The 21,932-nt window shown below is 71.2% G+C and carries 17 protein-coding genes and 1 pseudogene; 10 read left to right on the forward strand and 8 right to left on the reverse strand.

All coding sequences use genetic code 11. From position 1 onward, the window contains the following. Nucleotides 1-27: 27 nt before the first annotated feature. The 6 genes and pseudogenes from LG388_RS18560 to LG388_RS18585 form a co-directional block, all read right to left on the reverse strand. Nucleotides 28-768 (reverse strand): annotated as a pseudogene (locus LG388_RS18560) (hypothetical protein); the annotation flags it as partial. Beyond that, nucleotides 765-4,121 (reverse strand): maltose alpha-D-glucosyltransferase, encoded by a 3,357-nt coding sequence (gene treS / locus LG388_RS18565; protein ID WP_225784193.1) that lies wholly within the window; start codon nucleotides 4,119-4,121, stop codon nucleotides 765-767. The pseudogene LG388_RS18560 and the gene treS, both read right to left, overlap by 4 nt. Before the next feature lie 16 nt (nucleotides 4,122-4,137). Next, entirely contained in the window at nucleotides 4,138-6,201 is a 2,064-nt protein-coding gene (locus LG388_RS18570; protein ID WP_370630197.1) for an alpha-1,4-glucan--maltose-1-phosphate maltosyltransferase, read from the reverse strand. Continuing rightward, nucleotides 6,185-8,077, reverse strand: a complete 1,893-nt coding sequence (glgB, locus tag LG388_RS18575) for a 1,4-alpha-glucan branching protein GlgB (RefSeq protein WP_225784194.1) — start codon at nucleotides 8,075-8,077, stop codon at nucleotides 6,185-6,187. The genes LG388_RS18570 and glgB overlap by 17 nt, the downstream gene beginning before the upstream one ends. A 572-nt stretch (nucleotides 8,078-8,649) precedes the next feature. Further along, nucleotides 8,650-9,507, reverse strand: coding sequence for an alpha/beta hydrolase (locus LG388_RS18580; RefSeq protein WP_225784195.1), 858 nt, complete (start codon nucleotides 9,505-9,507; stop codon nucleotides 8,650-8,652). Between the two features lie 384 nt (nucleotides 9,508-9,891). Then, on the reverse strand, nucleotides 9,892-10,989 hold the full coding sequence (locus LG388_RS18585; RefSeq protein WP_225784196.1) for a S1C family serine protease: 1,098 nt from the start codon (nucleotides 10,987-10,989) through the stop codon (nucleotides 9,892-9,894). A 157-nt stretch (nucleotides 10,990-11,146) separates the two neighbouring features. On the opposite strand from LG388_RS18585, the gene LG388_RS18590 reads away from it, so the two are divergent. Both LG388_RS18590 and LG388_RS18595 read left to right on the forward strand, forming a co-directional pair. After that, nucleotides 11,147-12,652, forward strand: a complete 1,506-nt coding sequence (locus tag LG388_RS18590) for a sensor histidine kinase (RefSeq protein ID WP_225784197.1) — start codon at nucleotides 11,147-11,149, stop codon at nucleotides 12,650-12,652. Nucleotides 12,653-12,675: 23 nt separating this feature from the next. Then, nucleotides 12,676-13,332, forward strand: a complete 657-nt coding sequence (locus LG388_RS18595) for a response regulator transcription factor (RefSeq protein ID WP_225784198.1) — start codon at nucleotides 12,676-12,678, stop codon at nucleotides 13,330-13,332. Between the two features lie 51 nt (nucleotides 13,333-13,383). Here LG388_RS18595 and LG388_RS18600 read toward each other — a convergent pair whose 3' ends face one another. Next, a complete protein-coding gene (locus LG388_RS18600; RefSeq protein ID WP_225784199.1) occupies nucleotides 13,384-13,956 on the reverse strand; it encodes a GAF domain-containing protein in 573 nt (190 codons plus the stop codon). A 386-nt stretch (nucleotides 13,957-14,342) separates the two neighbouring features. On the opposite strand from LG388_RS18600, the gene LG388_RS18605 reads away from it, so the two are divergent. Both LG388_RS18605 and LG388_RS18610 read left to right on the forward strand, forming a co-directional pair. Continuing rightward, the gene (locus LG388_RS18605) at nucleotides 14,343-14,864 is read left to right on the forward strand and encodes a heme-binding protein (RefSeq protein ID WP_225784426.1); all 522 of its coding nucleotides are present in this window, start codon (nucleotides 14,343-14,345) and stop codon (nucleotides 14,862-14,864) included. A gap of 25 nt (nucleotides 14,865-14,889) precedes the next feature. After that, nucleotides 14,890-15,624: an ankyrin repeat domain-containing protein gene (locus LG388_RS18610; protein WP_225784200.1), complete on the forward strand. Its 735-nt coding sequence runs from the start codon at nucleotides 14,890-14,892 to the stop codon at nucleotides 15,622-15,624. Between the two features lie 86 nt (nucleotides 15,625-15,710). On the opposite strand, the gene LG388_RS18615 is transcribed toward LG388_RS18610, so the two are convergent. Then, nucleotides 15,711-16,811 (reverse strand): MBL fold metallo-hydrolase, encoded by a 1,101-nt coding sequence (locus LG388_RS18615; RefSeq protein ID WP_225784201.1) that lies wholly within the window; start codon nucleotides 16,809-16,811, stop codon nucleotides 15,711-15,713. Nucleotides 16,812-17,048: 237 nt separating this feature from the next. Here LG388_RS18615 and LG388_RS18620 point away from each other — a divergent pair, with 237 nt between their 5' ends. The 6 genes from LG388_RS18620 to LG388_RS18645 all read left to right on the forward strand — a co-directional run bounded on the left by LG388_RS18620 (nucleotide 17,049) and on the right by LG388_RS18645 (nucleotide 21,864). After that, on the forward strand, nucleotides 17,049-17,720 hold the full coding sequence (locus LG388_RS18620; RefSeq protein ID WP_225784202.1) for an amino acid ABC transporter permease: 672 nt from the start codon (nucleotides 17,049-17,051) through the stop codon (nucleotides 17,718-17,720). A 16-nt stretch (nucleotides 17,721-17,736) separates the two neighbouring features. Continuing rightward, nucleotides 17,737-18,390, forward strand: coding sequence for an amino acid ABC transporter permease (locus LG388_RS18625; RefSeq protein ID WP_225784203.1), 654 nt, complete (start codon nucleotides 17,737-17,739; stop codon nucleotides 18,388-18,390). A 69-nt stretch (nucleotides 18,391-18,459) separates the two neighbouring features. Continuing rightward, the gene (locus LG388_RS18630; protein ID WP_225784204.1) at nucleotides 18,460-19,245 is read left to right on the forward strand and encodes a transporter substrate-binding domain-containing protein; all 786 of its coding nucleotides are present in this window, start codon (nucleotides 18,460-18,462) and stop codon (nucleotides 19,243-19,245) included. Nucleotides 19,246-19,383: 138 nt separating this feature from the next. Beyond that, the gene (locus LG388_RS18635; protein WP_304956855.1) at nucleotides 19,384-20,148 is read left to right on the forward strand and encodes an amino acid ABC transporter ATP-binding protein; all 765 of its coding nucleotides are present in this window, start codon (nucleotides 19,384-19,386) and stop codon (nucleotides 20,146-20,148) included. Next, nucleotides 20,145-20,918 carry a sugar phosphate isomerase/epimerase gene (locus LG388_RS18640; RefSeq protein WP_225784428.1) on the forward strand — a complete coding sequence of 258 codons (774 nt, stop codon included), beginning with the start codon at nucleotides 20,145-20,147 and terminating at the stop codon, nucleotides 20,916-20,918. The genes LG388_RS18635 and LG388_RS18640 overlap by 4 nt, the downstream gene beginning before the upstream one ends. After that, on the forward strand, nucleotides 20,905-21,864 hold the full coding sequence (locus tag LG388_RS18645) for a sugar kinase (protein ID WP_225784205.1): 960 nt from the start codon (nucleotides 20,905-20,907) through the stop codon (nucleotides 21,862-21,864). Before LG388_RS18640 ends, LG388_RS18645 begins: the two co-directional genes overlap by 14 nt. Nucleotides 21,865-21,932: the final 68 nt, after the last annotated feature.

The raw sequence follows: 21,932 nt of genomic DNA on the forward strand, positions 1-21,932 counted from the left end.
GGCGCCCGTGCCGCTTGTGGCCGCGGAAGGCGGTGCCCCGTCTTCGGGCCGCAGCGACGGGGCGGCGCGCGGGCCGCCGCCCGTTCCGTCGGCCGGTGGCAGGCCATCGCGCGGGAGCCATTCGTCGATGCGGCGCGCGGCCCAGTCCTTGCCGGCGAGGCCGAAGGCCAGGGCGACGGCGAACACGAAGCCGGCGAGGATCACGAGGAAGCTCTGGCGCACGATGTCGCCGCCCACCTTCACCTGGTCCAGCGCGATCAGCACCACGAAGATCAGGATGCCGTACTGCGCCAGGCGCGAGAAGAAGTAGGCGTCGCGCAGTCCCACGTTGCGCCCGTAGGCCAGCACGGCCTCGGCCACGAAGCGCGCGAAGTACGCGCCGAAGGCCAGCACCAGCAGGGCCACGAAGATGTTGGGCACGAACCAGACCACGCGGCCCAGCAGGTCGGTGACGTAGCTCAGGCCGAGCCCGTTGAAGGCGACGATCAGCGCGGCCAGGATCACGACCCAGTAGGCCAGCACGCCCACCACGCCCGTGGTGTCCAGGGCCATGCCGCCCTGGCGCAGGAAGCCGTCCAGCCCGGCGCGCTCGGTCAGCACCGGGAAGTTGATGGCCCGCAGCGCCCGGGTGACGGCGAAGCGCACCACCTTGGCCACCAGCCAGCCCACCACCAGCACGGCGGCCGCGATGAGCAGGCGCGGAATGAAGGCGCCGATCTGGAAGAGCATGGCCCGCGCGGGCCCGAGCTCGATGCCGAATTCGTTCATGCCTGTCCTCCTTCGGATGCCGGCGCCGCGCCGTTGCGGCTCAGGGCGATCAGGCCCTGCAGCGGCACCTGCACCCAGTCGATGCGGTTGTTCAGCTCGTAGCGCAGCTCGTAGAGCGCCTTGTCGATCTCGAACAGGCCGAGCAGCCCCTCGTCGATGCCGCCTTCGCCGGCGCGGGCCAGCGTTTCGGTGTAGCCGCCCATGAAGGCGGTGCGCACCTGGGCCTCCCATTCGGCGCCCACGCGGCCCAGGCGCGCCAGTTCGTCCGCGTTCTGGGCCACGCGCTTGAGGGCCGCCCAGCGCGCGTAATTGAAGGAGCGCAGCATGCCGGCCACGTCGCGCAGCGGCGAAGCCTTCTGGCGCCGCTCGTGCATGGGCCGCGCGGGTTCGCCCTCGAAGTCGATCAGGATGAAGTCGTTGCGTGACACCAGCACCTGCCCCAGGTGGTAGTCGCCATGCAGACGCGTCTTGCGCTGCGCGGTGCCGCCGTCGGGCTGGTCGTGGTCGATGCGCGCTTGCAGCACCTCGGCCTGCTGCAGCCACTGCGCGGCATCGGCCTGCGCTGCCTCGGGGAGCTGGGGCAGGCGCTGGCGGGCCAGCGCCAGCGTCTCGCGCGCGGCTTCGCGGACCTGCTCGCGCACTGCGGCCTGGTCCTGCGGCGTGAGCGGCTCGGCCGCGAAGGCGGCGTCTTCCGCGGGGGCGCTGCCGAAGGCCAGGTGCATCTCGGCCGTGCGCTGGCCCAGCAGGCGCATCAGGATCAGGAAGGCGCCATGGTCGGGCGCCGGCGCATCCTCGGGCGCCACCTGCAGCTCGGCGAACACGCGCTCCAGGTAGGCCAGGGTGTAGTCCCAGGCATCGCCCTGGTTGGGCACGTAGGCCTGCAGCAGTGCCAGCGTGCACTGCGTGCCGTCCCTGCCGTGGTATTCCACCGCGCCGGCCACGGGCACGCAGTTGGCGAAGCGCGCCTGGTCGGTCAGGAAGCGGCCCACCTCCAGCTCGGGGTTGATGCCTTCTCGCACATGGCGGTAGCACTTGAGGAAGAGCTGGTCGCCCAGGATCACCGCCGTGTTGCTGCTGGCCGCGCTGGGCCGGCCCACTTCCAGCGCCTCGATGGCCTGCGGCTGCACGCCGGCCAGCGCGGCGGTGCCGGAAAAGCGCAGCTCGCCGCCTTCGGCCGGCAGATTCAGCCCCTGCGCCATGGCGAGCACCACGGCGCGGCAGAAGGCCTCGTCGAACAGTGCGTCGGCCATCACGCCCACCTGCGCCTGCTGCCGCACCTTGGCGACGGCGCCGGGCTGCAGCTGCTTCATGCGTTCTTCTTCCAGGTCTTCCCAGGCGATGGCCAGCGGCATGAAGTAGCGCGCGTCACCGCCCTGGCGCGTGCGCACGTCCAGCAGCGGCAGCAGCCAGCTGCGCTCGCCCTGGCTCCACACGGCGTGCTCGGCGATGTCGGTGCGCATGATGATTTCGCCCTTGGAGGCATACCAGCGCTGGGTCTCGATGTGGCGCGGCAGCACCTCGTTCTCGACCTGGCTGCGGGTGCGCTCCGACATGGCGATGCGCCAGGGCATCACGCGGTCGCGGAACAGGCTGGTCCAGCCGTCGAAAAGCACCAGCGTGGGCCGGTCGTCCAGCGACACGCCGCCCTGGTGCCAGGCGGGCACGGGCGCGTCGGTGGTGAGCTTGAACCAGTAGAAGCCGTACGAGGCCAGCGTGAGCAGGTAGGGCAGCTCGCCGATGGGCGGGAAGGTGGTGCGGCCCAGCATCTCCACCGGCACGCGGCCCTTGTAGGCCGACAGGTCCAGCTCCACCGGCTGCGCCGCGCGCGAGAGGTTGAACACCGTGAGCAGCAGGTCGTCGCCGTACTCGCTCAGGTAGGCCAGGATCTTGCGGTTGCCGGGCTTGAGGAAGATCTTGCGCCCGCGCCCGAAGGCGCTGCTGGTCTTGCGCACCGCGAGCATGCGGCGCGTCCAGTGCAGCAGCGAGCTGTTGTCGCGCATCTGCGCCTCGACGTTCACGGCTTCGTAGCCGTACATGGCGTCCATGATGGGCGGCAGGTACAGGCGCTGCGGGTCGGCGCGCGAGAAGCCCGCGTTGCGCTCGGGCGCCCACTGCATCGGCGTGCGCACGCCGTTGCGGTCGCCCACGAACACGTTGTCGCCCATGCCGATCTCGTCGCCGTAGTAGATGATGGGCGAGCCGGGCATGGACAGCAGCATGCCGTTCATGAGCTTGATCTTGTCCTTGTCGTTGTCCATCAGCGGCGCCAGGCGCCGGCGGATGCCCAGGTTGATGCGTGCGCGCAGGTCGGCCGCGTAGGTGGTGTACATGTAGTCGCGCTCGCGGCTGGTCACCATCTCCAGCGTCAGCTCGTCATGGTTGCGCAGGAAGATCGCCCACTGGCAGCCTTCGGGGATGTCGGGCGTCTGCTGCATGATCTCCACGATCGGGTCGCGGTCCTCCTGCGCGATCGACATGTACATGCGCGGCATCAGCGGGAAGTGGTAGGCCATGTGGCACTCGTCGCCCTCGCCGAAGTACTCGCGCACGTCCTCGGGCCACATGTTGGCTTCGGCCAGCAGGAAGCGGTTGCTGTATTCGGCGTCGACGGTCGCGCGCAGCTTCTTGATGACGGCATGCGTCTCGGGCAGGTTCTCGTTGCTGGTGCCGTCGCGCTCCACCAGGTAGGGGATGGCGTCGAGCCGGAAGCCGTCCACGCCCATGCCCAGCCAGAAGCGCATCACGTCCATCACCGCTTCCAGCACGGCCGGGTTGTCGAAGTTCAGGTCGGGCTGGTGGCTGAAGAAGCGGTGCCAGAAGTACTGCCGGGCCACCGGGTCCCAGGTCCAGTTCGAGGTTTCGGTGTCGGTGAAGATGATGCGCGTGCCCTGGTAGAGCTGGTCGGTGTCGCTCCAGACGTAGAAGTTGCGCTCGGGCGAGCCCGGCGGGGCCTTGCGCGCGGCCTGGAACCAGGGGTGCGCATCGGAGGTGTGGTTGATGACCAGCTCGGTGATCACGCGCAGGCCGCGCTTGTGCGCCTCGTCCAGCATCTCGCGGAAGTCGTCGAGCGTGCCGTACTGCGGATTCACGTCCTTGTACTCGGCGATGTCGTAGCCGTCGTCGCGCAGCGGCGAGGGGTAGAAGGGCATCAGCCAGATCGTGTTGACGCCCAGGTCCTTCACGTAGTCCAGCTTGGCCGTTACGCCCTTGAAGTCGCCGATGCCGTCGCCGTTGGTGTCGTAGAAGGCCTTGACGTTGAGCTGGTAGATGACGGCATCGCGGTACCAGTTCGGGTCCTGGGAGATGTCGACCTCCAGGTTCTCCAGCGCCAGCCGCGGCACGGATGCGTTCATGGGCTGCCCTCCGTCCTCATTGGAAGTAGTCGAAGTCGCGCTCGCTGCGCACGTGGCGGCGCAACTGCATCACGTGCGCCGGCGCCTCCCAGGGGTTGAGCTGGATGTAGTGGCGCGCGCCCTGCCAGCGCCAGCGCTGCCCGCCCAGCAGGTCGTGCATCTGGAAGGGCTGGTCCGGCGGCAGGCCCAGCGTGTGCGGCTCCAGCGTCAGCCAGCCGATCTGCGTGTTCCATGGGTCCAGGTTCACCACCGTGACCACGATGTCCTGGTTGTCGGCGCTGCGCTTGAGGTAGGCCAGCAGCTGGTCGTTGTCGATGTCCAGGAATTCCAGCGTGTCGTTGCGCTGCAGCGCCGGATGCGCATGGCGGATCGCGTTGACGTGCGCGATGAAGCCTTCCAGGCTGTGGGCCTGGTCCAGATTCCAGTGGCGCAGCTGGTATTTCTCGGAATCGAGGTATTCCTCGCTGCCGGCATGGCGCGGCCGGTGCTCCAGCAGCTCGTAGGCGGGGCCATAGATGCCGTAGCTCGCGCTCAGCGTGGCGGCCAGCACCAGCCGGGCGCGGAACTGCGCCGGGCTGCCGCTTTGCAGCGACTCGTGCAGGATGTCCGGGGTGTTCGGCCAGACGTTGGGGCGGAAGTAGTCCAGGCCGGGCCGCGTGCTCAGCTCGGTGAAGTACTTCGTGAGCTCTTCCTTGCCGTTGCGCCAGGTGAAGTAGGTGTACGACTGCGTGAAGCCCAGCTTGGCCAGCCGGTGCATGACCTTGGGGCGCGTGAAGGCCTCGGCCAGGAAGATCGCCTCGGGATGCGTGCGCTTGACCTCGGTGATGGCCCATTCCCAGAACGGGAAGGCCTTGGTGTGCGGGTTGTCCACACGGAACACCGTCACGCCCTGCGCGATCCAGTGGTCCAGCACGCTCTTGAGCTCGGCCCACAGGGCGGCCCACTGATCGCTCTCGAAGTTGAAGGGGTAGATGTCCTGGTACTTCTTGGGCGGGTTCTCGGCGTACTGCACCGTGCCGTCGGGCCGCCACTTGAACCAGGCCGGATGCTGCTTCACGTAGGGGTGGTCGGGCGCGCACTGGAAAGCGATGTCCAGCGCGATCTCCAGGCCCTGCTCGCGCGCGGCCTGCACCAGCCGGCGGAAGTCCTCGTGCGTGCCCAGTTCAGGCAGGATGCTCTTGTGCCCGCCTTCCTCGGCACCGATGGCCCAGGGGCTGCCCACGTCGCCGGGCTCGGCGCGCAGCGCGTTGTTGCGGCCCTTGCGCTGCTGGCGGCCGATGGGGTGGATGGGCGGGAAGTACAGCACGTCGAAGCCCATGCGCCGGATGCGCGGCAACTGCGCCTGCACGTCGCGGAAGGTGCCGTGCCGGCCCGGCTCGGGCGCGGCCGAGCGCGGGAAGAGCTCGTACCAGGTCGAGAAGCGCGCGAGCGGCCGGTCGGCCACCAGCGGGAAGCCGGGCGCCAGCGTGCTCGCATGCGTGCGGTCGGGGTAGCGCGCGGCGCATTCGGCCTGGTGCGCATCGAGCGCCCGGGCCTTGAGTTCGGCCGCGTCCAGCGTGCGGTCGGCCGCGCCGCGCTCCAGCGCCTCGGCCCATTCCTGCAGCAGCTGCGCATCGGCCGCGCTGGCGTTGGCGGCGCGCGCCGCGGCGGCCGCGATCTCGGCCGCGCCCACGCGCGCCGCGACGCGGATGTCCTCGGCGTCCACGCGGCGTTCCAGCTCATGGCGCCAGGACGCGAAGTTGTCGACCCACGCGCACACGGTGTAGCGGTAGCGGCCCGGCGTGGGGGGCGTGAACTGCGCGTGCCATTCGTCGTTCCACTTGAGCGTCATCGGCACTTCGGTGACGCGCTCGTCGCCTTCGCGGCGCCATTGCAGCATCACGCGCAGCACGTCGTGGCCTTCGGCGAAGCAGTGGGCCTCGACCGCGAGGGGCTCGCCGGCCACGCATTTGGCGGCGAAGCGGCCGCCGTCCACGCTGGGCAGCACGGCGTCGATCACGGCGCGCTGGCGGCCTTCGGTCACGCCGATGGGCTGGATGAAGGGCGCGCAGGAGGGGGAGGACTCAGGCGTTGGTCGCACGCGTCGGGCCTTTCAGGTAGATCGTGGAAAGGGGCGGCAGGGTGAGCACCAGCGAATGCGCCCGGCCGTGCGAAGGCACCGGCACCGTGCGGGCGCCGCCCAGGTTGCCCCAGCCCGCGCCGTCGAACTCGCCGGCGTCGGTGTTGATCAGCTCCTGCCACGCGCCGGCCAGCGGCACGCCCACGCGGTGGTTCTCGCGCGGCACCGGCGTGAAGTTGCTCACGGCCAGGATGGGCGCGGTGCCCGGCGGTCCCTTGCGCAGGAAGGCGAAGACGCTGCGCTCGGCATCGTCGGCCTCGATCCATTCGAAGCCCTCGGGGCCGAAGTCGAACGCATGCAGCGCCGGCTCCTCGGTCAGCACCCGGTTCAGCCGGCGCATGAGCTGCTGCAGCCCGCGGTGGCCGGGCAGGCCGGTGACCCACCATTCGAGCTCGCCGTCATGGGTCCATTCGCGGCGCTGCCCGAACTCGCCGCCCATGAAGAGCAGCTTCTTGCCCGGATGCGCCCACATGAAGCCGAACAGGGCGCGCAGGTTCGCGAACTGCTGCCATGCGTCGCCCGCCATCTTGTGGATCAGCGAGCCCTTGCCGTGCACCACCTCGTCGTGGGAAAGCGGCAGCACGAAGTTCTCGGTGAAGGCGTAGACCAGCGAGAAGGTGAGCTGGTGGTGGTGCCAGCGGCGGTGCACGGGCGCTTCGCGCAGGTAGCGCAGCGTGTCGTGCATCCAGCCCATGTTCCACTTCATGCCGAAGCCCAGGCCGCCCATCTCGGTCGGGCGCGACACGCGCGGCCAGGCCGTCGATTCCTCGGCGACGGTGAAGGCGCCGGGCTGCTCGCGGTACACGGCGCGGTTCAGCGCCTGCAGGAAGTGCACGGCTTCCAGGTTCTCGCGCCCGCCGTGCGCGTTCGGGATCCACTGGCCCGGCCCGCGCGCGTAGTCCAGGTACAGCATCGAGGCCACGGCGTCCACGCGCAGCCCGTCGATGTGGAAGCGGTCCAGCCAGTACAGCGCGGAGGACAGCAGGAAGCTGCGCACCTCGTGCCGGCCGTAGTTGAAGATGGCGGAGTTCCATTCCGGGTGGAAGCCCTGCCGCGGATCCGCATGCTCGTACAGGTGCGTGCCGTCGAAGCGCGCCAGGCCATGCGGGTCGGTGGGGAAGTGCGAAGGCACCCAGTCCAGGATCACGCCGATGCCCTGCTGGTGCAGGTGGTCGACGAAGTACATCAGGTCTTCGGGGTTGCCGTAGCGTGCCGTGGGCGCGAAGTAGCCCGTGGTCTGGTAGCCCCAGGAGCCGTAGAAGGGATGCTCGGTGACCGGCATCAGCTCCACGTGGGTGAAGCCCAGGTCCTTCACGTAGTGCGCCAGGCGGTGCGCCAGTTCGCGGTAGCCCAGGAATTCGCCGTTCTCGCGCTGCCAGGAGCCGGCATGCACCTCGTAGATCGCCATCGGTGCATCCAGCGCGTTGCGTGTCGCACGGGCGCGCATCCATGCGTCGTCGGCCCACGTGTGCGTGCCGGCCCAGATGCGGGAGGCCGTGGCGGGCGCCAGCTCGCTCTGGAAGGCGAAGGGGTCGGCCTTCTCCAGCAGCTCGCCCGAGGGTGTGACGATGCGGTACTTGTAGGCCTGGCCGGGCGCGGCCTGTGGGCAGTCGGCCTCCCAGATGCCCGAGCCGTCGGTGCGCGGCGTCATGGCATCGCCTTCGGCCCAGAAGTTCCAGTCGCCGATCACCCGGACTTGCGCGGCGTTGGGCGCCCACACGGCAAAGCGCACGCCGCCCGCGGGCAGCGCATGGGCGCCCAGCTTGTCGTGAAGGCGGCTGTGGGTGCCCTCCTGAAAGAGATGGATGTCCAGGGCAGAGAGGGCAGGAGCGCGCATGCTGGTTCCGTTGGCGATCCCGCATGCTCGGTGGATTCGGGGGGCACGCTGCCCCGGGATTGAACGCGTCAGGCTGTCGGACGGGTGCTTGCGCGCGGAGCGGCTGCTGCTTGGAACCAGCGCGAGGTGACCGACAGGAGGGGCGTTTGGCGCGGCTGGCGTGCGGGTGGCGCCCCGCGCAGGGCGGCCCCGGGCGGGCGGCGCGGGCTCCTACAGGGACGGTCGGCGCTGCGCGCCGACTTCGCTGCAATGCGCGAGCGGCCGGCGGCATCGCGAACTCACTTCGCACCGCTGCGCGGCGCTGCGTTCAAACGAGCGCGATGAGCCGGATCACGGAGCCCGCGCGACTTCACGCGCGGGCCCGCCGGCCGCGCTGTGCTTCTCGCCGCCCCTGAAGTCGCCCGCGCCGCCCGCCCGGGGCCGCCATGCGCCCGCACGTCGGTGGCTCACGAGCCGGCCCAGGCGGCTTCTTCCTCGCTGGCTCTGGTGCGCCGGCCAAGGCGCCTGGGGGGCCCGGGCCCTGGCGCGCGTCTCCAGGCCGGCCGCGGCCGGGCCGGCGCGGGGACAGGATCTCAGCGCCCGACCGTGCGGTCCAGGAAGGCCAGCAGATCGGCCGTCACTTCATCGCGGTTGGTTTCGTTCAGCAGCTCATGCCGCGCCTGCGGGTACAGGTGCAGTTGCACGTCCTGCAGGCCCGCATCGCGGTAACGCTGGCCGACCAGTTGCAAGGCCGCCCCGCCCGGGCCAGCCACGGGGTCGGCGTCGCCGGAGAGGATCAAGAGCGGCAGGTCCTTGCGCACCTGCGCGATGGCGGCGGGGTCGGCGGCCCGGCGCAGCGTGTCCATGCCCTTGAAGGGCTGCGGCAGGAAGCCGCAGGCGGGGTCGGCCACGTAGCGGTCCACCTCGGCGGCGTCGCGGCTGAGCCATTCGTAGCCGGTGCGGTGCTCGAAGCCCTGGTTCAGCACGCTCAGGTCGGTCGGGCCTTCGGCGCTCAGCATGTCGGCAATGGCGGCCGGATCGCCGCTGCCCAGCAGCACGGCCGCGTCCACGCTGGCCGAATGCGCCAGCAGGTACTGCTGCGTGGCGAAGGAGCCCATGCTGTGGCCGATCAGCGCCAGCTTGAGGCCCGGGTGCTCGGTGCGGATGCGGCGGTTGAGCTGGCCCACGTCGTCGACCCAGCCGGGCCAGTTGTCGGGGCCCCAGTCGCCGTAGCGGCCGGCGGCGCTGCGGCCCGAGCCGCGCGCGTCGGGCGCATAGACCAGGTAGCCCGCGGCCGTGAGCGCTTCGCCGAAGCGGCGGTAGCGCGCGCCATGCTCGGCCAGCCCGTGCTGGATCTGCACGACCGCGCGCGGTGCGCCTTCGGGCGCCCAGCGCCAGGCATGCAGGGTGAGTCCGTCGCGCGAGGGGAAGGTGATGCTGCTTTCGTTCATGCGTGTCTCTTGGGAGTGAGGAAAGAAACCTCTGCGTTCACGGGGAGCCAACAACCAAGGTCAATGGGCAAGCCGACGGGCGACCCCCGGCGACCAGGAAGATCGCCAAGGTCCGGCAAAGACCTTCCCTGCCAGCGCCTGCCTGGCGCAATGCGTACATCGGCTCTCGCAAGATGAACGGGAGTCTAGTGGCCACGGCCACCGCTCCTCGTGCGCCCGGCAGGCCGATCATGGGCCGGGCTTCGCCCGATGACTGCCGGCGCCGGGGCCGAGGGGTGCGAGCGTCATGCGTGTGGCCGATCCCGCGCACGAGACCGGCGAGGCAGCCCGATCCGCTCTCGCCGGCATGCGTCGCGCCAATCGCTCGCCACGCCGGCGGGAGGCTCAATCTTCCGAGGCCGCCAGGCGCACGCGCTCGGTGCGCGTGGCGCCCGCGCGCCACAGCGTGAAGGTGGCCGTGTCGCCGGGCTGCAGGCGCTCCAGCACGGTGAGCACGTCGTCGGCGCTGGCCACGGCTTCTCCTTCGATGGCTGTGATCACGTCGCCCGCGACAATGCCGCGCTCGCCGCGCGTGAAGGGGCGCAGCCCCGCCCGCTCGGCCGGGCTGCCCGGCTGCACGCGCAGGATGGCCACACCCTTGGGCAGCTTCAGCGCTTCGTTGAATTCGGCCGGCGCATAGGTCACGCCCACGGCGGGGCGCACGAAGCGGCCGTCGCGGATCAGCCGCGGCACGATGCGGTTCACCTCGTCCACGGGAATCGAGAAGCCGATGCCCGCGCTCGCGCCCGAAGGGCTGTAGATGGCGGTGTTCACGCCGATCAGCCGGCCCGCCGAATCGAGCAGCGGCCCGCCCGAGTTGCCCGGGTTGATGGCGGCGTCGGTCTGGATCGCGCCGCGGATGGTGCGGCGGTTCTGCGATTCGATCTCGCGGTTGAGCGCGCTCACGATGCCGGTGGTCAGCGTCTGGTCCAGCCCGAAGGGGTTGCCGATGGCGTAGACCTTCTGGCCCACCTGCAGGTCGGCGCTGCTGCCCAGCGGCAGCGCCTGCAGCTTGGCGGCCGGCACGTCGATCTTCAGCACGGCCAGGTCGCGGTCCGGGAACACGCCCACCAGCTGTGCGCGGTGCGTGCTCTGGTCGGCCAGCGTCACGCGCGCGCCGCTCGCGTTCTGGATCACGTGGAAGTTGGTGACGATGTGGCCTTCGCGGTCCCAAATGAAGCCGGTGCCCGTGCCCGCGGGCACCTGCTGCACGTTGCGCGAGAAGAGCTGGCGCTCCAGCGCCAGCGAGGTGATGTTCACCACCGCCGGCGAGGCGGCCTTGAACACGGCGATGTTGTTGAGCTCGTCCGCGCCCAGGGCGCCGCGCGGCGCGACGGGGCGGGGCGCCGCCTCGGTGCGCGCGGCGGCAGGCAGGGGCTGGGCCAGCGCGAGCAGCAGCAGCGCGGGCAGCAGGGCGGGACGTGCGAAGGAAGGCAGCGGCATCGGCAAAGGCGGCGGTAGGAGCGGACGAGGCGGCGGGGCATGCACAGGACGGCGCGGCGCGCCGGGCGGCCCGCGCGGCCGTTCGACGGACTGTACAAGGCCCGGTTCCCGGCGGCGGCCGCGGGCCCCGCCGCCTTCGGCCGGCACAATCGCCGCCATGTCTCGTGTCCTGCGCTCCCTGCTCCCCTGGCTGCTGGCCTGGGCGGCGGTCGCGCTGGCGGGCGGCGCCTGGCTGGCGCGGCTGGAGCTGCAGCGCCTGCATGCCAACTTCGACACCGAGGGCCGCATCGCCCACCGGCTGCTGAGCCAGCAGGTGGTGCAGTACGACGCGGTGCTGTCCACGCTGGCATTGCTGGGCGGCGACCGGGAGGCGGGGCTCGCCGACCGGCCCGAGCAGCGCCTGGGCGCCGTGCACCCGGCCATCCTCCAGGTGCAGTGGCGCGCGCCCGGCGCGGCCTGGCCCGACGCGCGGCTGACGGCGGCCGAGGTGCAGTCGCGGACGCGCAAGGCGGCCGTGCTGGCGCGCATGGACCTCGCGGCCGGCCGCTACCAGCTGCTGATGGCGGCCGAGCCGGCCAGCTACGCGCTGGACATCGACCTGGCGGCCGCCGTGCCGTGGCAGGAATGGCCCGCCGATCCGCACGAGGCGCGGGCGCGCACCGTGCTCGCGCTGGACGGCCAGCAGCATGTGCTGCAGCCCGGCCGCGACGCCGGTCGCCCCGGCGGCTGGCATTTCAGCTTCCGCAAGACTCTGGCGTCGGCCAGCCAGCCTTTCGAGGTGATTTCCGAGCGGCGGGTGGGCTGGGCCGAGCTGCCCTGGGGCGCGATGGCGCTGTGGGCCGCCGGCGCCGGCGCGGCGCTGGCCGGCCTGCGCGCGTGGCAGCGCCAGCGCACGGCCCGCCGCCGGGCCGAGGAACTGCTGCGCCTGGGCCAGGTGGGCCGGCTCAATGCGCTGGGCGAACTGGCCGCCGGCATGGCCCACGAGCTGAACCAGCCGCTGACGGCGGTGCTGGCCAATGCGCAGGCGGCCCGGCGCCTGCTGGACGAGGAGCCGCCCGACACGGCCACCGCCCGCACGGCGATGGCGCAGGCGGCCGAGCAGGCGCGGCGCGCCGCGGCCGTGGTGGCCCGGCTGCGCCGCGCCATCGAGCGGCCCGAGGCGGGCGGCCCTGGCCGTCGTGCGATCGTCGCGCTGCAGGACGTGGCGCGCGACGCGCTGCACCTGCTGGAGCCCGAATGCGCGCGCCGCCAGGTGGGGGTGGAGACGGCGGGCGAGGCCGAGCCGGTGCACGTGCTGGCCGATCCGGTGGCGGTGGAGCAGATCGTGCACAACCTGCTGCTCAATGCCCTGCAGGCGCTGGAAACCCTGCCGCCCGAGGCGCCGCGCCGGGTGCGGCTGGAGGTGCGGCGCGCGGCCGGGCAGGGCCTGCTCGTGATCCACGACAGCGGCCCGGGCATCGCGCCCGACCTGTTGCCGAAGATCTTCCTGCCCTTCGTGAGCACGCGCGAGGGCGGCCTGGGCCTGGGGCTGAGCCTGAGCGAAACGCTGGCCGCGGGGCAGGGCGGCAGCCTGGGCGCCGACAGCCCGCCCGGCGGCGGCGCGCGCTTCACGCTGGCGCTGCCGCTGGCGCCCGCCGCTGGCGCTTCGCCGGGCGACGCCTGAACCTTCCTTCCCCCACGCTGCGCATGAACGCCTCGCCCCAATCCCCGCTGATCCATTTGATCGACGACGACGCCGCCGTGCGCGACGGCCTGGCGCTGCTCATCGGCACCGTGGGCCTGCGCGTGCAGACCTGGGACGATCCGCAGGCCTTCCTCGCGCAGTTCGACCGCCGCGGGATCGGCGCCATCGTGCTCGACGTGCGCATGCCCGGCATCAGCGGCCTGGCCGTGCTCGAGAACCTGGTCGCGCAGGGCGTGGACCAGCCGGTGCTGATGCTCACGGGCCATGGCACGGTGGAGCTGTGCCGCCGCGCCTTCAAGGCGGGCGCGGCCGAGTTCCTGGAAAAGCCGGTGGACGACGAGCAGCTGATCGAGGCGCTGCAGGCCGCCGTGCGCCAGCACGTGCGCTCGCGCGAGCGCGTGCACGGCGACCAGGCGGCGCGCGAGCGCTTCGCCCAGCTCTCGGTGCGCGAGCGCGAGGTGCTGGCCTTCATCGTCGAGGGCCTCACCAACAAGGCGATCGCGCGCCGGCTCGACCTGTCGCCCCGCACCGTGGAGACGCACCGCGCCCACCTGTTCGCCAAGCTCGAATGCGAGTCCCTGGCGCAGCTGATCCGGGGCTATGCGGCGCTGGTGGAAGCACTGCCGCTGCCACTGCCTTCGGGCGGCGCGGGGCGCTGAGGCTCCAGGCCGCGCCCGCCGGTCACGCGGCCGCGCCGGGCAGGCAGGGGCTCAGGCCAGTTCCACGTCCGCGCCGGTGGCGCTGCCGTCGGCCTGCGCCAGCAGGCGCGCCGCGGCGCCGGCCGCCACCTCCAGCCGCTTCACGTCGCGCGCGTCCAGCGGCGCCGCGCTCTCGCGCAGGTTGAAGCCGCACAGCATGCCGTAGAGCCGGCCGTCGGGCAGGTGCACCGGCACGCCCACGTGCGTGCCCAGCGCCTGCAGCGCGTCCGGCAGGCCGTGCTGGCGCACCACCGCGCGCACGCTCGGGATCAGGGCCGGCAGCCGCCCGTCGAGGATGCGCTGGCAGAGCGTGTCTTCCAGCGCGTGCGAGCCGCCGACCTCGATGGGCGCGGGCGACATCGCGCTGCTGACGTGGCGGAAGTGGCGGCGCCCGCCCGTGATCTGGCCGACGAAGACCACCTCCAGGTCCAGCGACTCGCGCACCACCTGCAGCAGCTCGCCCACGGCGCGCGCGACGGACACCTCTTCGGCGGGGAAGGGCTGGTCCGCGCTGACCACCTGCACCTCGCGGTCGCCGGGCAGGCCAGAGGACGGGCGGGGGCGAACGGCGTGCGGGGCAGTCATCGGGGCAGCAGAGCTCGTCGGCCGGGCAGGGAGCGTTCGAAAGCGCGGCCGAGGCGCCTCCGTCCCGCAGGCATTGCCAGCGCTGGCAATGTGAAGAATTGTAAATTCTAGCCGCGAATGGCGACGGCCCGCGCGAGCGCCGTCTTGCGTCCCGTCCGCTGGGTCTCAAGACCTGCCGGCCCTGGCGAGGAGCCGCCCGCGCGGCGGGGACAGCGGCCTTTGCTGCAGCCCGCGCCGCTGCGTAGTTCTACGCAGCGGCGCGCGTAGCCGCACGAATGGGATTGGCGCGCCCGGATTCCTACAGTGCCTGCACCGCCCGCGCCGGGCGGCTTCCACTCAGAACCCCGGAGATTTCCATGAGCTTCTCGGCCCTTTCGCTGCCCCGCATGGGCGCTTCCCTGGCGCTGTGCGCCGCTGCCCTGGCCGTGCAGGGCGGCGCGCTGGCCCAGCCGACCGCCCCGGCACCCGCCGCCAGTGCTGCGCTGCGCACCGAGCGCGCGATGAGCCTGCCGCTGGCGAACCAGATCGCCGCCGCCACCGTGGCCGCCTGCGCCGCCAACGGCTATGCCGTGACCGCCACCGTGGTGGACCGCGCCGGCACCGTGCGTGCCGTGCAGCGCGCCGACAACGCCGGCCCGCACACGGTGGGCGCCGCCGAGCGCAAGGCATTCACTTCCGCCTCGGCCAAGGCCCCCACGCAGGCCATGATGGAGAACGCCCAGAAGAACCCGGGCGCCGCCAACCTCGTGCACATCCCCGGCTTCCTGCTGCTGGGCGGCGGCGTGCCGGTCAAGGTGGGCAACGACGTGATCGGCGCCGTGGGCGTGGGCGGTGCGCCCGGCGGCCACCTGGACGAGCAATGCGCCAACGCCGGCCTGGAAGCGGTCAAGGCGCAACTGGGCGCCTGAGCCGCCGGCCGCTGACGGGGTTCGCATGACTGGCATCCACGCAGACAGCGCCGGACCGTCGGCCCTGCGGCGGCGCGTGCTGGCCGGCTGGGCCGCCGTGGGCCTGGTCGGCCTCGTGGGCGCTGCCCCGGCATTCGCACAGGTGCCGCCGTCGGCGGCCGAGGCGGCGGCGTACACCGGGCTGTTCCAGGCCGCGCAGCGGGGCGACCTGGCTGCCCTGCAGGGCGCGCTGCGGCAGGGCGCGCCCGTCGACGCACGCGACGCGCGCGGCCGCACGCCGCTGCATGTGGCCACGCACGCCCGCCAGGGCGAGGCCATCCGCGCGCTGGTGGCGGCCGGTGCCCGGCTCGACGCGCTGGATGCCGACCGCTACGACGCCGTGACCATCGCCGCGGTGGCCGACGACCTGCCCACGCTGTCGCTGCTGCTGGACCTGGGCGCGTCGGCGCGCCTGACCACCAGCCGCTACGACGGCACGGCGCTGATCGCCGCCGCGCACCTGGGGCATGACACCGTGGTGCAGCGGCTGATCCGCGCCGGCGCCCCGTTGGACCATGTGAACAACCTGCACTGGACGGCCGCCATCGAGGCCGTGGTGCTGGGCGACGGCGGCCCGCGCCACCAGCGCACGCTGGCGGCGCTGATCGCCGCCGGCGCCGACCTGCGCCTGGCCGACCGCCAGGGCCGCACGCCGCTGGACCTGGCGCGTGCGCGCGGCTACCGCGAGATGGTGCGCCTGCTCGAGGCCGCGCCGCGCTGATGCCGTGATGCCGTGCAGCGGTGCTCCGCACGCCCGCGATCAGGCTTTCGCGAGGTGCGCGCGCCGCGCGCGGGGCCGGCGGTCCATCACCTGAGGCCGCGCCACCACAGCCGGTTCTCGCGCGGCTGGCCGATGGTCATCACCTCGCCGATCACCGGCGTGGCCAGCTCGACCTTCTTCTGCGCGCTCAGCGCGGCAATGCGCTCCAGCGGGTCCTGCCAGGTGTGGAAGGCCAGGTCGAAGGTGCTGTTGTGCACGCTGTAGAGCACGCGTGCGCGCAGGTCCTGCACGGCCTGCACGCTCTCCTCGGGTGCCATGTGCACCGAGGGCCAGTAGTCGTCGTAGGCGCCGTTCTCGATCAGGGCGATGTCGAAGCCGCCGAAGCGCTCGCCGATCTGCGCGAAGCCCGGGAAGTAGCCCGAGTCGCCGCTGTAGAAGATGCGCTGGCCGCCGCTCTCGATCACCCACGAGGCCCACAGCGTGCGGTCGCGGTCCCACAGCGTGCGGCCCGAGAAGTGCTGCGAGGGCGTGGCCGTGAGCTTCACGCCCGACTGCTCGGCGCCCTGCCACCAGTCGAGCTCCTGGATGCGCGCGGGCGCCACGTCCATGCCCTGCAGGCGCGCCCCCACGCCCAGCGGCACGAAATAGCGCTGCACGCGCTCGCGCAGGTATTCGATGGTGGGCACGTCCAGGTGGTCGTAGTGGTCGTGCGAAAGGATCAGGCCCTCGATGGGCGGCAGGTCTTCGAGCCTGAGCGGCGGCGCGTGGAAGCGCCTGGGGCCGATGAAGCTGAAGGGCGAGGCGCGCTCGCCGAACACCGGGTCGATGAGCCAGAACTTGCCACGCAGCTTGAGCAAATGCGAGGAGTGGCCCAGGCGCACGAGGTGGTTGGCGTCATGGGGCAGCGCGTCCAGCTGCGCGCGCGTGAGCGGCTGCACGGGAATCGGGTCCACGGGCACCGTGCCCTGCTTGGACTGCAGGAAAAAGCGCGCCCAGATGCGCAGCGCGCCCTGCGAGGCGCGAGCGCCCGGATTGGGCGGGTTGTGGTAGTTGCCGTCGCTGCCCAGCTGCGGCGAGGGCGCGGCCCTGGCCGCAGGTTGGGCCGTGGCGCAACCGGCCAGGTTCAGGCCCAGCAACAGGCACAGGGCGGCGCCGCAGGCGCGCAGGCGGGAGGGAAGGGGCGGCATGAGGAAGGCGCTGGAACGAGGGTGCGCCGAGCTTAGTTGCTTTGCGCCAGCGCATGGGTTTCAGCGCAGTGATGCCGGCTCGCGCACGACGACGAGGCGCGCTGCACCGCCTTCGCGCAAATAAAGGAGATGGGAATGCCCTGAGATCAGGGGAATCCCTGATGTGGTGCGCTGAAACCGGTTTCATACAATGATCCCATTGCACGCCCATGACAGCGCCTCGCGCTTCTTCGCTCCGTGAATTACCAATTCCAGTTCGACGCGGTCTTCGCGGCCTGGCCCCTCTTGCTCAAGGGGACCTGGATCACCATCCAGCTGTCGCTCACGGCGACGCTGCTGGGGCTGCTCGTGGCCGTGCTGTGCGCCTGGGGCAAGACCTCGGGCCCGGCCGTGCTGCGCTTCGTGATCAATGCCTACATCGAACTGATCCGCAACACGCCGTTCCTGGTCCAGCTCTTTTTCTTCTTCTTCGCGCTGCCGGCCGTCGGCCTGCGCTGGTCGCCCTACACGGCCGCGCTGGTGGCCATGGTGGTCAACCTGGGCGCCTATGCGACCGAGATCATCCGCGCCGGCATCGAGTCCATCCCCAAGGGCCAGATCGAGGCCGGCCGCGCGCTGAACCTCAAGGGCTGGGAGATCTTCCGCTTCATCATCATCAAGCCCGCGCTGAAGGCCATCTACCCGGCGCTGACCAGCCAGTTCATCCTGCTGATGCTGAGTTCGGCCGTGGTGTCGGTGATCTCGGCCGACGACCTGACCTCGGTGGCGGCCAACCTGCAATCGCAGACCTTCCGCAGCTTCGAGATCTACATCGTGGTCACGGCCATCTACCTGGCGCTGGCGCTGGCGTTCTCGGCCCTGTTCAAGCTGATGTACCGCCAGTTCCTGCACTACCCCGACAAGCGATAAGGGCCCGGAGACCGACATGCGTACCTTCGGCTTTTCCGAATTCCTCTTCATCCTCGAAGCCGCCCAGTGGACGCTGGCGCTGTCGGCCATAGCCTTCGTGGGTGGGGCCCTGCTGGGCCTGGTCATCGCGCTGGCGCGCACCAGCGACAACCGCGCGGCGCAGTGGCTGTCGGCGGGCTTCATCCAGGTCTTCCAGGGCACGCCGCTGCTGCTGCAGCTGTTCCTGATCTTCTTCGGCGCGCCCGTGCTGGGCCTGGACATCAACCCCTGGCTCGCCGCCGGCATCGCGCTCATCCTCAACAGCGCCGCCTTCCTGGGCGAGATCTGGCGCGGGTGCATCCAGGCCATTCCGGGCGGGCAGCGCGAAGCGGCGCTGGCGCTGAACCTGTCGTATGTGGACCGCATGCGCGACGTGATCCTGCCGCAGGCCTTCAAGATCGCACTGCCGCCCACGGTGGGCTACGTGGTGCAGATCATCAAGGGCACCTCGCTGGCCGCCATCATCGGCTTCACCGAGATCACGCGCGCCGGCCAGATCATCAACAACGCCACCTTCCAGCCGCTGCACGTGTTCACCACCGTGGCCGCGATCTACTTCGTGATCTGCTGGCCGCTGTCGCTGCTGGCCGCGCGCATGGAGCGCAGGCGCGCCCGGGCCCTCGCGCGCTGAGCCGCCTTCGCAGTCCGTCCGTCCGCTGCCTTTTTTCGTGTCCGTTCCCTCAATCAAGGAGACCCCGAGATGAACCCCACCCGCCGCACCGCCATCGCCCTCGGCCTGGGCGCCGCACTGAGCACCCTGGCCCCCTTCGCCTTTGCGCAAAGCGTGGCGGACATCAAGAAGAAGGGCGAACTGACCATCGGCATGCTGGTGGACTTCCCGCCCTACGGCACCACCGACGCGAGGAACCAGCCCGACGGCTATGACGCCGACGTGGCCAAGCTGCTGGCCAAGGAACTGGGCGTGAAGGCGAACATCGTGCCCGTCACCGGCCCCAACCGCATTCCCTTCCTGCTGACCAACAAGGTCGACGTGCTGGTGGCATCGCTGGCCGTCACGCCCGAGCGCGCCAAGCAGGTGGACTTCTCCAAGCCCTATGCGGCCGCCACCATCGTGCTGTACGGCAAGAAGAGCGCCAACATCAAGAGCGCGGCCGACCTGAAGGGCGTGCGCGTGGGCGTGGCCCGTGCCAGCACGCAGGACGTGGCGGTGACCAAGGCCGCGCCGGAAGGCACCGAGATCCGCCGCTTCGACGACGACGCCTCGGCCATGCAGGCGCTGATGTCGGGCCAGGTCGATGCGATCGGCTGCTCGGTCACGGTGGCGGCGCAGATCGCCAAGCGCGTGCCGGCCGACACCTTCGAGAACAAGTTCAACCTGCTGCAGCAGGGCATGGGCATCGCGCTGCGCCCGGGCCAGCAGGAGCTGCTCGCGGCCGTGAATGCCTTCATCGACAAGAACACCGCCAATGGCGAGCTGAACAAGCTCTACCAGAAGTGGCTGGGCACGGATTTCCCGAAATTCTGAGGCAACCCCCAGGCCGCTTCGCGGCTCCCCCTTCTGCTGCGCGAAGGGGGCGCACCCAGAGGACTGGCAGAGCCAGATCCTCGGGTGCCCTGAGTTTGATGAGAACCCGCGCTTCTTCCGTTTTTCAGCCCCACCGCCATGACGCCAGCCTCCAACAGCTCCACCGATCCGATCATCCGCATGCAAGGGGTGAACAAGTGGTACGGCGAATTCCAGGTGCTCACCGACATCGACCTGTCGGTGCGCCCCGGTGAGCGCATCGTGATCTGCGGGCCTTCGGGCTCGGGCAAGTCCACGCTGATCCGCTGCATCAACCGGCTGGAGACGGTGCAGAAGGGCCAGATCGTCGTCGACGGCATCGAGCTCACGGCCGGTGGCAGGAACGTGGACGCCGTGCGCGCCGAGGTGGGCATGGTGTTCCAGCAGTTCAACCTGTTCCCGCACCTCACGATCCTGCAGAACTGCACGCTGGCGCCGATGCGCTCGCGCGGCATGAGCCGTGCGGAAGCGGAAGCGGTGGCGATGAAGTACCTCGCGCGGGTGCGCATTCCCGAGCAGGCGAACAAATACCCGAGCCAGCTTTCGGGTGGGCAGCAGCAGCGCGTGGCCATTGCGCGTGCACTGTGCATGGCGCCGCGCATTATGCTGTTCGACGAGCCCACGTCCGCGCTCGACCCGGAGATGGTCAAGGAAGTGCTCGACACCATGATCGGCCTGGCCGAAGACGGCATGACCATGCTGTGCGTGACGCACGAGATGGGCTTTGCCCGCAGCGTGGCCGACCGCGTGATCTTCATGGCCGAGGGCCGCATCATCGAGCAGGGCCCGCCCGCCGAATTCTTCGGGAACCCGCGGCACGAGAAGACGCGCCAGTTCCTGGGCCAGATCCTGTCGCAACACTGATGTTCCGCACGCTCATCTCCCTGTCGTCCTTTGGTGCGGCGGAACTGTTGCGCCACGGCCAGGCCTGGTGCACCGCGCTGGCGCTGGAGGCTGGCGCCGACAGCGTGGAAGTGCGCGGCGAACTGCTGCGCAACGCCGCGCGCGAGCTGCCCGAACTGCGCGGCCGCGCCGCCGTCTATTCGAGCCCCGACGGTCTCTGGCGCGCAGACGGCACGCTGGACGCCGAGGCCCTCGCGCTGGGCCTGTCGCGCGCCGCCGCGCTGGAGGCGCCGCGCCTGAAGATGGCGATCGGCGGCTTCGACGCGCGCCGCTCTCGTGCCTCGCTGGCCGAGCTGCGTGCGCGCCTGGCTGCGCAGCCGGTCGAGCTGCTGATCGAGAACGACCAGACCGTGAGCGCCGGCACGCTGGCAGCCGTGCAGCGCTTCCTGGCCGCGCAGGCCGAGGCCGGGCTCGACCTGGGCCTGACCTTCGACATGGGCAACTGGCACTGGCTGGGCGAATGCCCGCTGCAGGCGGCCCGTGCGCTGGCGCCGCAGGTGCGCTACGTGCATTGCAAGGGCGTGCACCGCCGTCCCGACAAATGGGTGGCCGTGCCGCTGGCGCAATCGAGCGCCCCCTGGCGCGCCGTGCTGCGCGAGCTGCCGGCCGACGTGCCGCACGCCCTCGAATACCCGCTGGTGGGCGACGACCTGCTGGCCGTGACACGCGCCGAGCTGACGCAGCTGCGCGCCCTGCATGCCGAACGGAGCCTTGCGCATGACCTCGCCTGAGCCCACCTTCTTCGACGTCGCCACCTTCGGCGAGGCCATGCTGCTGCTGGTGGCCGACGAGCCGGGGCCGCTCGAACACGCCACGCTGTTCCACAAGCGCACGGCGGGTGCCGAGACCAACGTCGCCATCGGCCTCGCGCGGCTGGGCCTGAAGGTGGGCTGGGCCAGCCGCCTGGGCACCGATTCGATGGGCCGCGCGCTGCTGGCGGCCATGCAGGGCGAGGGCATCGACTGCTCGCACGTGGTGTGCGATGCGTCGCAGAAGACCGGCTTCCAGTTCAAGGGCCGCGTCACCGACGGCAGCGATCCGCCGGTCGAATACCACCGCAAGGGCTCGGCCGCGAGCCAGATGCGGCCCGGGGACATCGACGAGGCCTGGCTGCGCTCGGCGCGCCACCTGCATGCCACGGGCGTGTTCGCCGCCGTGTCCGACAGCACGCTGGCCACGTCCATCCGCACGCTGGAGATTGCGCGCGCCGCGGGCCGCACCATCTCCTTCGACACCAACCTGCGGCCCCAGCTCTGGGGCAGCGCGCAGCGCATGCGCGAATGCATCAACGATCTGGCGGCGCGCGCGGACTGGGTGCTGCCGGGCATCGAGGAGGGCCGCCTGCTCACGGGCGAAGACACGCCCGAGGGCGTGGCCCGCTTCTACCGCGCGCGTGGCGCCAAGCTGGTGGTGGTCAAGCTGGGTCCCGAAGGCGCGTACTACGACAGCGACACCGAAGGCACGGGCCACGTCGCGGGCTTTCCGGTGAAGGAAGTCATCGACACCGTGGGCGCGGGCGACGGCTTCGCGGCCGGTGTGATCAGCGCGCTGCTGGAAGGCCGCAGCGTGGCCGACGCCGTGCGACGCGGCGCCTGGATCGGCGCGCGCGCCGTCCAGGTGCTGGGCGACACCGAGGGCCTGCCCACGCGCGCCGAGCTGGAAGCGGCCGGGCTCTGAGCCGCGGCCCGGTGGCGCGGCACAGGCTTCGCGCCACACGACAGACAATGCGCCAACTCGCGCGACAG

The sequence above is a fragment of the Xenophilus sp. Marseille-Q4582 genome (genome assembly GCF_916700565.1).
Classification (GTDB): Bacteria; Pseudomonadota; Gammaproteobacteria; order Burkholderiales; family Burkholderiaceae_C; genus Xenophilus.

What these genes read in the sequence shown, in the direction of transcription:
- LG388_RS18585 (WP_225784196.1), bottom strand. Translation starts at nt 10,989, where the DNA reads ATGCCGCTGCCTTCCTTCGCACGTCCCGCCCTGCTGCCCGCGCTGCTG.
- LG388_RS18625 (WP_225784203.1), top strand. Translation starts at nt 17,737, where the DNA reads ATGCGTACCTTCGGCTTTTCCGAATTCCTCTTCATCCTCGAAGCCGCC.
- LG388_RS18580 (WP_225784195.1), bottom strand. Translation starts at nt 9,507, where the DNA reads ATGAACGAAAGCAGCATCACCTTCCCCTCGCGCGACGGACTCACCCTG.
- LG388_RS18635 (WP_304956855.1), top strand. Translation starts at nt 19,384, where the DNA reads ATGACGCCAGCCTCCAACAGCTCCACCGATCCGATCATCCGCATGCAA.
- LG388_RS18615 (WP_225784201.1), bottom strand. Translation starts at nt 16,811, where the DNA reads ATGCCGCCCCTTCCCTCCCGCCTGCGCGCCTGCGGCGCCGCCCTGTGC.
- LG388_RS18595 (WP_225784198.1), top strand. Translation starts at nt 12,676, where the DNA reads ATGAACGCCTCGCCCCAATCCCCGCTGATCCATTTGATCGACGACGAC.
- LG388_RS18610 (WP_225784200.1), top strand. Translation starts at nt 14,890, where the DNA reads ATGACTGGCATCCACGCAGACAGCGCCGGACCGTCGGCCCTGCGGCGG.
- LG388_RS18590 (WP_225784197.1), top strand. Translation starts at nt 11,147, where the DNA reads ATGTCTCGTGTCCTGCGCTCCCTGCTCCCCTGGCTGCTGGCCTGGGCG.
- LG388_RS18645 (WP_225784205.1), top strand. Translation starts at nt 20,905, where the DNA reads ATGACCTCGCCTGAGCCCACCTTCTTCGACGTCGCCACCTTCGGCGAG.
- LG388_RS18600 (WP_225784199.1), bottom strand. Translation starts at nt 13,956, where the DNA reads ATGACTGCCCCGCACGCCGTTCGCCCCCGCCCGTCCTCTGGCCTGCCC.
- treS (WP_225784193.1), bottom strand. Translation starts at nt 4,121, where the DNA reads ATGAACGCATCCGTGCCGCGGCTGGCGCTGGAGAACCTGGAGGTCGAC.
- LG388_RS18605 (WP_225784426.1), top strand. Translation starts at nt 14,343, where the DNA reads ATGGGCGCTTCCCTGGCGCTGTGCGCCGCTGCCCTGGCCGTGCAGGGC.
- LG388_RS18630 (WP_225784204.1), top strand. Translation starts at nt 18,460, where the DNA reads ATGAACCCCACCCGCCGCACCGCCATCGCCCTCGGCCTGGGCGCCGCA.
- glgB (WP_225784194.1), bottom strand. Translation starts at nt 8,077, where the DNA reads ATGCGCGCTCCTGCCCTCTCTGCCCTGGACATCCATCTCTTTCAGGAG.